Source organism: Pseudoalteromonas sp. TB25 (assembly GCF_000497995.1).
Classification (GTDB): Bacteria; Pseudomonadota; Gammaproteobacteria; order Enterobacterales; family Alteromonadaceae; genus Pseudoalteromonas; species Pseudoalteromonas distincta.
In genome coordinates this window covers 1-10702 of record NZ_AUTI01000261.1, presented here as the reverse complement: position 1 = coordinate 10702, position 10702 = coordinate 1, and the positions used below count along the sequence as shown (strand labels likewise).

At 41.0% G+C, this 10702-nt stretch carries 10 protein-coding genes; 3 read left to right on the top strand and 7 right to left on the bottom strand.

Annotated elements, in window-relative coordinates; all coding sequences use genetic code 11:
* Positions 1-96: 96 nt before the first annotated feature.
* Together L652_RS0108390 and L652_RS0108385 are read right to left on the bottom strand one after the other, a co-directional pair.
* Complete coding sequence (locus L652_RS0108390) at positions 97-450, bottom strand: hypothetical protein (protein WP_139015392.1); 354 nt, start codon at positions 448-450, stop codon at positions 97-99.
* Between the two features lie 12 nt (positions 451-462).
* Positions 463-1620, bottom strand: coding sequence for a hypothetical protein (locus tag L652_RS0108385; protein ID WP_024597290.1), 1158 nt, complete (start codon positions 1618-1620; stop codon positions 463-465).
* Between the two features lie 193 nt (positions 1621-1813).
* Between L652_RS0108385 and L652_RS0108380 the strand changes: the two genes are divergently transcribed.
* A complete protein-coding gene (locus tag L652_RS0108380) occupies positions 1814-3115 on the top strand; it encodes a DEAD/DEAH box helicase (RefSeq protein WP_024597291.1) in 1302 nt (433 codons plus the stop codon).
* Between the two features lie 98 nt (positions 3116-3213).
* Here L652_RS0108380 and L652_RS0108375 read toward each other — a convergent pair whose 3' ends face one another.
* Together L652_RS0108375 and L652_RS0108370 are read right to left on the bottom strand one after the other, a co-directional pair.
* Positions 3214-4611, bottom strand: a complete 1398-nt coding sequence (locus L652_RS0108375) for a hypothetical protein (RefSeq protein WP_024597292.1) — start codon at positions 4609-4611, stop codon at positions 3214-3216.
* Positions 4612-4643: 32 nt separating this feature from the next.
* Positions 4644-7055 carry a TonB-dependent receptor gene (locus tag L652_RS0108370; protein WP_024597293.1) on the bottom strand — a complete coding sequence of 804 codons (2412 nt, stop codon included), beginning with the start codon at positions 7053-7055 and terminating at the stop codon, positions 4644-4646.
* Positions 7056-7196: 141 nt separating this feature from the next.
* Between L652_RS0108370 and L652_RS0108365 the strand changes: the two genes are divergently transcribed.
* A complete protein-coding gene (locus L652_RS0108365; protein ID WP_024597294.1) occupies positions 7197-7613 on the top strand; it encodes a MerC domain-containing protein in 417 nt (138 codons plus the stop codon).
* A gap of 141 nt (positions 7614-7754) precedes the next feature.
* Positions 7755-8606 (top strand): alpha/beta hydrolase-fold protein, encoded by an 852-nt coding sequence (locus tag L652_RS0108360; RefSeq protein WP_024597295.1) that lies wholly within the window; start codon positions 7755-7757, stop codon positions 8604-8606.
* Between the two features lie 168 nt (positions 8607-8774).
* On the opposite strand, the gene L652_RS0108355 is transcribed toward L652_RS0108360, so the two are convergent.
* The 3 genes from L652_RS0108355 to L652_RS0108345 form a co-directional block, all read right to left on the bottom strand.
* Positions 8775-9677, bottom strand: coding sequence for a homocysteine S-methyltransferase family protein (locus L652_RS0108355; RefSeq protein ID WP_024597296.1), 903 nt, complete (start codon positions 9675-9677; stop codon positions 8775-8777).
* Positions 9678-9855: 178 nt separating this feature from the next.
* Positions 9856-10104 (bottom strand): DUF3297 family protein, encoded by a 249-nt coding sequence (locus L652_RS0108350; protein ID WP_002963088.1) that lies wholly within the window; start codon positions 10102-10104, stop codon positions 9856-9858.
* Between the two features lie 231 nt (positions 10105-10335).
* Positions 10336-10545, bottom strand: coding sequence for a cold-shock protein (locus L652_RS0108345; protein WP_007580429.1), 210 nt, complete (start codon positions 10543-10545; stop codon positions 10336-10338).
* Positions 10546-10702 lie beyond the last annotated feature (157 nt).

Genomic DNA, 10702 nt, shown 5'->3' with positions numbered 1-10702 from the left:
AAGGATGGCTTAAGTTACAAGCCATCCTGGAAGGCTACGATTTAGCAAAATCTCTTGAGTCAGACTTGTGATCAAGAGACAGCTTAATGCGCCTTTTTAATATGTGCGCTCACTTAAGTCATAAGCAAAGTAGCCATAGGCAATAACTAACATCAAACCTAAAAATGATATGTGCATTATACGAGCTAAAATTAAGTCTATAGGCCGCGCGTGTCGCAAAATCGCTTCATCATTAACTATCGTAGCTTTTACTGGCTTTTGCCGTCTAATAACTTTGCCATACATGCTTACTCTTATGCCTATTCCTTTGTCCCAAAGCGGCTCATGTACCCCTTCTTCGCGCAATTTTCTCTCAATGTGTTTCATTGTAATGCGAGTGAAGCATAAGGTTGAAATAAGATAGCTCATTATTATTGGTAAAGAGATAAATAAAAATATTTTTTCAGGCATTACATACATAATTTAAAACCAGTCAATGCTTGAGCTTAAATCATATAATTCGCCAGAAATAAACTTACCAACTTCATCACCCGCTTTACCGACCATTAATCCAGCCCCGAGGCCGGCTCCAATTAAGATAACCCAACCAACTGGCCCCATGGCAATTGCTATACCTACACCAGCTGTAACTGTTGCACTTCCGGCGCCAATGCCTGCGGCTGTCCCTAAACCAAGCCCTGTTGTTTCAACAATGGCACGTCGCTGCCAATCTTTACCTGCTTTGTAATCTTTATAAACGCTATCAGCCCTAAGACCAGCATCAACAGCAATGATAAACTTTCCTGCAAAATTAGAATTTTGTTCTAGTCTACGTAAGTGCTGTATGTAAGCTAAAGAAGTTAATTTGAGGGGAGTAGAAGTTCTTGCGCTTCTTGCTGTATCAATGCCTCGCTGTGCACTAGACCATATATTACCTTTCGCAGATGCTTTCACCTTGCCTTTGAATTTGACCATTTCCCTTTTAAATACAGTATTAAGCTCTAGGTGAGCTTGCTTAGCTCTGTTACCTAGCTTGATTAGTTCTAACTTAGGTTGCTTGTTTTGCGATGCTTTTCTTATTTCAATCAAGCTAGTTTGGTATTTTAGAATTGCTTTTCCAAATGAGCTCAATCTTACTTGGCTTGACTCTAGGGAAGTAAATGCCGCACCAGTAGCGGCAATAGCGTCAAAATTTCTACCTAAAAATTTTAGTTCTGTCAGTTTTCTCACTTTGTCCACGTATGGGGAGATTTCTGCGTCATATAGTGCGGCAATAGCCAAGGCATCTTCATCACCGAAGCTGTTTACTATAGTACTGACATTTCTTTTTGTATGCTGAGGCCAAGACACAGTACTGTCAAGTGCGCAAGCTATGTCAGGACGAGAACGCCTAAAGTCACTCATATCCCCAGACTGTGGAGATCTTAAAATAAAGGGAGTTCCTTGAGGTATAAAATTACCTATAATATGAGGGTTATCTTCTCTAAATCGCTTTAGTTGCTCTAAATCACTAGTGTTAAATGGTAGGCTTGCTCTGCTTTTTGTATTAAAGCATAAATCAAATGAGACATGATATTTCCTTGTATCTAAAATTAATCCATCAGATATCAAAAAATAACACACTTGAAATGTTGAAATCAAGAATACAGCGTGTTCATGCGATTTTCGTAATGATTGAACTATATGAGAAATAGTATTAATACAAGGCAATATCCAGAGGATTATCGTTGAATAAAACAAGGTTCATTTTATTTAGATCACTAATCCCTACTTAATAAGCGCTAAATACGCTAAAATTACAGGCTACTTTTTTAGCAATGAGCCCGTAATATTCATGACCTCAGCAACAAGCCCTAGTACTTTTAACGATCTTGGCCTTATTCCAGAGCTACAAGCTCGTTTAACCGATTTGGAATATACCCAGCCTACACCTATTCAAGCTAAGGCCATTCCAAGTGTACTTGCAGGTAGCGATTTAATTGCGGGGGCAAATACCGGCTCAGGTAAAACTGCGACGTTTGCGCTGCCTATGCTACAAAAGATGTTCGTTGAGCAAGGTAGTAGAAAACCAGCGAGTAAAGGTAATTTTGTAACGGGGCTTATTTTAGTACCTACCCGTGAGCTTGCTACGCAGGTGGCCGATAGCGTTAAATCGTATTCTGCTAACTTTAATGGCGCAATTAAAACGGTGGCCGTGTTTGGTGGTGTGTCGGTTAATACACAAATGCAGGCACTGCGCGGCGGCGCCGATATTATTGTGGCAACACCTGGTCGCTTGCTTGATTTAATCTCAAGCAATGCGATTAAGCTCGATAAAGTAACTACGCTTGTGCTTGATGAAGCCGACCGTATGCTAAGCCTTGGCTTTACCGAAGAGCTGGCTGACCTTTTAGCGTTAATGCCTGCTAAAAAACAAACCATGTTGTTTTCAGCGACCTTCCCAGAGCAAGTCACACAATTAACGCAAGAACTACTAAATAACCCAGTTGAAATACAAGTACAAAACAAAGACGAAAGCACCTTAGTACAGCGCGTATTTACAGTTAATAAAGGCGAAAAAACTACGGTTTTAGCGCATTTAATTAAAGCGCATAAATGGCGCCAAGCACTTATTTTTGTAAACGCTAAAAAAGACTGTGAGCATTTAGCCAGTAAACTTGAAAAACGCGGTGTGAATGCACAAGTGTTCCATGGCGATAAAGGCCAAAGTGAGCGTACTCGTGTAATTGAAAAATTTAAAGCCGGCGAAATAGAGGTGCTTATCGCAACCGATATTGCTGCACGTGGTTTAGATATTGAAAAGCTGCCAGTGGTAATAAACTTTAATCTACCACGAAGTCCTTCTGATTATATGCACCGTATTGGTCGAAGCGGCCGTGCTGGTGAAGTAGGCTTAGCGCTTTCATTGGTTGATTACGAAGATTTGCATCACTTTAAAATAATCGAGAAGAAAAACAAACTACGCCTAGAGCGTGAAGAAGTAACCGGTTTTGCTGTAAACCAAGCTAATCTTGATGCTGCACAGGCGCTTAAAAATGAAAAGCCAATGGCAAAACCAGAAGGCACAGGCAAGAAAAAGAAAAAAAATAAAGCCGATGATATAGATGATGTATGGAGTGGCTGGCGCCGTAAGTAACAATAGAGCTAAATAAATAGCTGTAAAAAACTCGTAATTAGTAGACCTAATTACGGGTTTTTTGTTTTGTGGCTTTAACTTAAAGCGTTAGTTTTAAATTAATGGTCGTGATCTTCATCTTCTATTTCTTGTGCAATCCCTAACCAGGTAATGCTTGCAGGTGGAAAAGTTAACTCTAGCTCACTTTCAATTTCTAAGTCTTCAAGGTGTACTTGCACAACGTGCTGAGCAATCGGGTCGGCAACGTAAGCAAACTGACCATTTTGCGCAACTGTCATGCTAAAGTTCATGCCCTCAGGCATGGTCGATACATCTTGCTCGGTAATATCAACTTGGCCTTCAAGCTCCCAATGCATTTCGCCATCATGGTCGTGTGCGCTAAATACATTTAAAAAGCCTAAGCTGTCTAATATTAAAAAGTCCTCGCCATGGGCAGAAAAAGAGTACGACACGGCACTTGCGCCATCAGCTAGTTGCCATTCTAGTTCTTCCATTTGTGCTGTTGCAGGGTTAATAGTTACAATTACTGCTTCGCCGCCACCATGGCCAGATGCTACGCCAATAAAGGTCTCGCTATCTTCGTGGCCATAAATACTACCAATACGTAAATCGCCAACGGCTGCAATGTTCGCTATTTTTTCAGCTTCGTATTCATCATCGTGCTGGTGGGCTAATAACACACCATCGCTACAGCCAAATACTACGTAGTCGTGGTTTTGTGCCGCACCGTGTAAATCAGGACACGTCAGCTCTAAGGTTTGTTCAAGCTCGTATTCACCATCATGAAAATGATAAACACCTACTTGGTCTGGCAGTACTTTAGCAACCGATGTGCTTTCGCTGTCATCACGGCGAAGTGTTGATAATAAATGCTCACCGCGTGGCTCTGCTACGCCGTGCATATTAATATCGTAGCTAATACTCGGTAGTGTTGCTGTTGCGCTGGTTATGTCGTTATCTGTTAATACTTCAACAGAGGCAACCGTACCTGAGTCTGCATCACCATCATAAAAAACAGCTAATTGCCCGTCGTGAGTTATTAAGTGTGTAGGGCGACTGCCACTTGTTAACTCATAGCTGCTAGCCGCTGGGCTTTGCTCGTAATCGTGCAGGTGCTCGCCATGGTCTTCACGCCATAAACCACCATCAATAAAGCCTAAGTAATCTTGAGCGCGGCTAGCAATAACGGCATAACGAAAATCAGGTGATGACGACAGCGTGTTTGAATCATTCGTCAGGGTAAATGTTTCAAGTAAAGCGTTGTCATCTAGGTCATAAAAGCTGGCTTCGTTGCTGTTGCCTGCAAGCACAGCTAATCTGCCTAATGAATCAATTGTGTAGCCATCATCATGGTCGTGATCATCGTCATGATCGTGCTCGTCCTCTACAACAATAGGATCTTTTTCTACAATATTAGTCTCTGCATCGCCACAGGCTGTAATAAATGTAGTGCTAATAGCCAGTGCAATAAGCTTTAATTTGTATAGTTTTTTCATGTTTATTTCCTTTAATTATAATTTTTTAATGCTTAAAAATAACCGCGAATGCCTAGCGCAAAGCTACGCCCTGGACGTGGTGCTATATCTTTTACAAACGAGCTGTGCACGCGTGCTTCTGTATCTGTTAAGTTGGTGCCTCGCAGGTACACAGACATATCTTGGTTTAATACTGAAAGGTCGTAAGAGATGCTTGCATCAACCAATGTGTAACCGCCTGTGGCTGTTTCTTGTGGGGCTGTGCGGTCTTGCTTTTGATAGCGAGTAACGTGAATATGCGCACTTAATTTATCTGTTTGATAGCTTAACTCGCTACCAAAACGAAGCGGTGGTGTACGGGGTAAATCGCCGCCGTCTTTAAGGCGTGCACGCACGTAATCAGAGAATAAATCTACTTTAAATTCATCGGTTAATTGCCACGCAATTTGCGCTTCAAACCCGTGTAAAATTACGTCGCCTGTTTTAAATAAATAAACCGGCAGTTCTGATGAATGGTCGTGTTCGTCAGCGCCTTCTTCTTCATCGCTATGGTCGTGGCCACTTTCAGCGAATAAACCAGTGTCTATTTGGTAATAGTAGTTATCTACTTGGTTGTAGAAGGCATTTAAAATAAAGCCAATATCACCTTGGGTTTTACGAAAAGTTAAATCGATATTATTGGCTGTTTCTAGGTCAATTGCTTGATCAGATAAACCTAAATGACCGTCTTCACCTAAATTAAATAGTGCGCCTACTTCGTAAGTGCCAGTGCCAATGTGCGGCCCAAACGATAACAACTCAGAAGCAGAAGGCGCACGTTCAGATCGCGATACCGACAGCCCTAAATTATAGTTAGGTGTAAAATCCCACACTACGCCTGCCGATAAACTGATTGGTGTAAATTCATGCTCTACGTCAAATACACGAGTGGTTTCTGCGCTTTCTTCGTGGTCGTGATCATGCTCGTCGGCTTCTTCTACTTCATCGTGTGCGTGAGCGTCAATATTTGGCAGTAATACGTCACCTGCTTCAATTGTTACACGCTCTATGCGCCCACCTAACTGTACTAAAAAATCACCAAAGTGCCTTTCTTCCATCAGCGCTACAGCAAAGCTTTCGGTTTCTGATGGAGGAGTAAAGGCCTCTTCACCTTGCGCTTCAACATCGCTTTGTTTGTAATGAAAACTAATGCCGCCATTCCACTCGCTAAATTGGTTATGTAGTAGGTCTATACGTAATTCGTTTGTTTCGTTTTTAAAAGTAGTGCCTACTGCCCCACCCTCAATTTCAGCGTGTTCGTAGTCAGTGTGGCCAACACGCAGGTTTACTTTGTTTAGCCATTTATTATCTAGGTTGTACTCACCTAATAATTGCACTTTAGTTTGCTCTAAATCAGCAAATACGCTTTCTTCTTCGTCGCTGTGTTCTTCCTCTTCTTCCTCGCCGTGCGTATGGCCTGGAATACCGTATTGACGATTAAATTGCTCTACTGCTAAGCCAATAAAGCCGTTATCCATTAAATAGCTAGCGCCAACAGTAAAACCATCAGACTCTTCATTACTGTTTTCAACTTTGTAATCGCCACGATGCTCTTCGCCGTCGCTATCTATATCAGCAGCTACAGGTACCTCGTAGTCGTCGGCTTCACGCCAAAACGCATCGGCATAAAAAGCAAATGAATCGGTACCTGTGGTGGCATTAAAAGAGGCCACTTTTTGGTTATCAACCGAGTTATGTTCTACGTTCCACTCGCCGCGTGTTGTGCTATCAGTTGGTACGCGGTTATCTACCACATTAACCACACCGCCAATCGCGCCGCTGCCATAAAACAATGTTGCTGGGCCGCGTAATACTTCAATTTGTTGTGCGGTAGACGCCTCTGATGCAACAGAGTGATCGGGGCCAACGCGCGACACATCACTTACATCAAGGCCATTTTGAGTAATAAGTACACGAGGGCCGCTTAAACCACGAATAATAGGTGTGCTGGCTACCTTCCCGTGAAAGTTAGTATTAACGCCTGGAAGTTTTTCAAGGCTGTCGCCAAGGGTTGCAGCTTGTTGTCGTCTTAGTTGTTCGCCAGATAAAACACTAACAGGCGACGCAGATTCCATTGCCGACATATGAATAGGGGTTGCTTCAATATCAATAACTTCAATAGGCGAGCGCTTTAAATTAAAAGTAACCGATTGGTTATCATCATTCGTTATTGTTATATCGCGATGAAGGTGAGCATAACCAGGGGCTACAACATGTAGCTCTTTTAAGCCATTGTTTAGCTCTGCTATTACAAATTTACCGTTTTCATCGGTGGTTACTTTAAGGTCTGAGCCTTCAACTTTTACTGTTGCATTGGTAACTACTTTACCTTTGTTGTTTAAAACAACGCCCTCTATTGTGGATGCAAGCACACTTGCAGGTAATAAAGCTGCTATGAGAACAGCTAATTGTGATCTACGTTTCATTTGACTACCTTGGTGGATGTTATATTATATCAATTATGTGGGAAATGTTATAATGTATCAATAGTAATTAACTGTTGTTACTAAAATGTCTCCTTAAAAGTAACGCTTTTGAGTAGAGGCACTAATTTAGTAGAGGAAATAATGAAGTCGAGTCAAAGTGTTATGGATCGTATGGCGATTGGGTTATCGTTAATGTGTACAGTGCATTGTTTTGTAACCCCGGTTATTTTAGCGCTATTGCCAAGCTTTGCTGTACTGCAAATAGATAGTGAACAATTTCATTTATGGATTCTTGCAGCGGTATTACCCACCAGTTTATTAGCATTGAGCCTAGGCTGTAAAAAGCATAAGCGTAAGCGTTACATGGCCTGCGGCGTTATTGGGCTGTCTTTTATGATATGTGCGGTATTGCTAGGGCATGAAATAGCCGAAAAAGCGCTAACCTTAATAGGCTCAGCGTTTATTGCTGTAGCTCATTGGTTTAATTATCAACAATGCCTTAAACAAAATGAGGATAATTGCCCGTGTTCAAGCGCTGAATCTGATCAGATAGCTTAGCGTTTTCAGTGCTACAAACAGCTAACATGTAGCACTGCCTTTCAATATTTAACTTTGTTTTTTAATAGCCTAAAGCTAAAAGTGAGTTAAAGTAGTCATTCAATATCGATTATTACGCTTGGCTTAGGTTAATTAATATAAATGAATACTGCTTTAAAATCCCTGCTGCTACTTTGCGCTTTAGTGTGTTTAAAATTAAGCGCAAATACTCCGTACCAAATCCCTAGAAGTAGTGTTATTGAGTTAACTGAGCCTGCTACTAAACGGGTATACCCTGTTTTTATTCAGCTCCCTAAGTCATATAAAAAGCAGCCTGAAAAAATATATCCGGTTATTTATTTAACCGATGCACCGTATATGTTTCCTATTGTGGCGGGTGCTACACGGTTTCCTATGAATAGCGGCAATATGCAGGAGGCTATTATTGTGGCCATTAGCTACGAAAAAGGATCTAGAGGGTCTAATAGTCGAATTAGAGACTACACCCCAAATAAGGCTCAAAGCTGGAAAAAGCAAACCGGTAACGCTCAAAATCATGCGCTGTTTTTAAAAAATACTGTGCTGCCATTTATACAAAGTAACTACCGAGCAAGTAGCACACAAAAAACCTATATAGGTAATTCTTTAGGCGGGTTATTTGGTGCCACTATTTTATTTACGATGCCCGATTTATTTAACAATTATATTATTGGCAGCCCATCGGTTTGGTTTAACAGCAATGCAGTATTAGCGCTACAAGCACATAAGCCTAAAGTGCCTACAAAGGTTTATATATCGGTTGGGGCAAAGGAAACGCCAAGCTTTGGTGAAGGGCAAAATATGGTGGCAGGGGCAAAGCTATTAACGCAAAAAATTAATGCACTTAGCAGTGACAATATTGAATTAAAAAGCGTTGTTATTGAAGGGGCGAGCCATGCAACCGCATTTCCTACTACAGCAATACAAGGGCTTGATTGGGTGTTGGGAATGACACCAATCGACTTAAATATTTAATCATTCTAACGTGCTAAATAGAGCGCTAACAGCGTTATAAATTTCTCATGTAGAACAGCTACATGTCGATATTTATGCCTTGTTATCACGCTATTTATCTGTCGCTATAAATGCCTAATAACTTAACACGATTGGTGTAGCCAATAAGCCCTAAAAAGCACTAAAAGCTTAGGCGCTTTCAAGTTTCTTTTTCCAGTTTACCAGCACTTCAATAAACTCAGGGCCTATACCACAGCAGCCACCAATAATGCTTGCGCCCTGGCTGTGCCATTTTTTAGCAAAGTCTAGATATTCTGAAGGTGAAATATCGCGATACGCTTGTGAGCCTTCGTTGGCTTTGTAATCGCGTGCTATAGGTGTAAAGCCATTAGCAAACGCCCCTAAAACAACACTTTTATTTTGCTTGGCTAATACTGCGTTGGTATCGCTAAAGGCTTGATCTATAACTTCAGGTATTGAGCAGTTAAAGAAAATACCAGCAACATTTTGTTGAAGCAAAGCCGTTACTGCGTCACTTACCAGCTCACCAGAGCGAAGTGTCGCTTGCTCGCTTATCACATCAGTTAAAGTAAATGCGTAATAACATGGCTTGTTTGAGCCTTTAAGGACGCTTGCCATAACGTGCGCTTCTTCAATACTCGATATGGTTTCGCCAATCCATAAATTTACGTGCTCGTCTTGCGCTTTGTATAGTGTATCTAAAATAGTAAATGCGCGTTCGCTTTCAAATAGTTCAGGGCGGTAAGAGCCAAATGCTGGTGGTAATGAACCTGCTACTAATACATTTTTTTTAGCATTTTGAGCTACTTCTTTTGCAATAACGGCAGCTTGCTGTGCAAGGGCTGCGCCTTGAGCTTGATATAACTCTTCACCTAAATGAAAGGGCACACAGGCGTAGCTGTTAGCTGTAATTATTTCAGCACCGGCATCTATAAAACCTTGGTGTGCTTGGGTTACAAAATGCGGGGCTTCTATTAGTGCTTGTGCGCTCCAAAGTGGCTGTGAGAACGGTGCGCCAATGCGCTTAAGTTCACGTCCCATGCCGCCATCTAAAATAGTTACTTTATTCATTGTGGGTTTCTGTATATCTAAACTATATGGCGTTATTCAAACATACTTTTTAAATAATTATAATGAAACTTCATCAGGTTGAGCATGAATAAAGCTAAACCTATTAAATGAGTTATAAAAATGCACAAAAAAAGCGACTACCTAATAAGGTGTCGCTTTTTTAGTAGGTATTATTAGCTTACTTATAAAAGGCTTCAACAGTGCCTTTTCTTGTAAGTAAAAGTGGTTGTCCGCGACGATCAAGCCCTTTTGGAGATGCAAACTTTATCCAACCTTCGCTGATGCAGTATTCTTCAACATCAAAACGCTCTTTGCCGTTGAACGTGATACCAATATCGTGTTCAAAAACTTCTTCCACATGATGTGGGCTGCGTGGGTTAATAGAAAGGCGATCTGGTAAAGCAGGTTTTGCGGTAGTGTCGTTCATGGTCATATTCTATATTGAATGAAGTATGCGCTATTGTAGGCAATACAAAGCTTTCGCTCAAGAGAGATAGTAGTAAATGTGTTTAAAAATGCACTAATTAATGAGTTGCGGATACAAATGAGATTGCGCTTGGAAAATATTTACTGAGGAGGTTTTGAAGATATTCGACTAAATAATTATGAAGGTAAATATATTAATGGGCTATTGCTAACCCATTCAATTGTTAAGCAATTAGATGCTAACAATGTTCTCGGCTTGTGGGCCTTTTTGACCTTGAGTAACAGTAAACTGTACACGTTGGCCTTCAGCTAAAGTTTTGAAACCGTCGCCAGAGATCGCGCTGAAATGTGCGAACACGTCTGCGCCAGATTCTTGCTCGATAAAACCAAAACCTTTTGCTTCGTTAAACCATTTTACTGAACCAGTAGTTGTATTAGACATAATATGTATCCTAAAAAATTAATATAAGTGTGCCTGAAAAGAGGCGATTGAGCCGGAAAAAATAGTTAACTTGAGGATATCGTGCAGGATTATTACTAAAACAACTCGGTACTAACAAATAAAACAAAACTTCTTTCAAACTAGTATTCAAAATGGG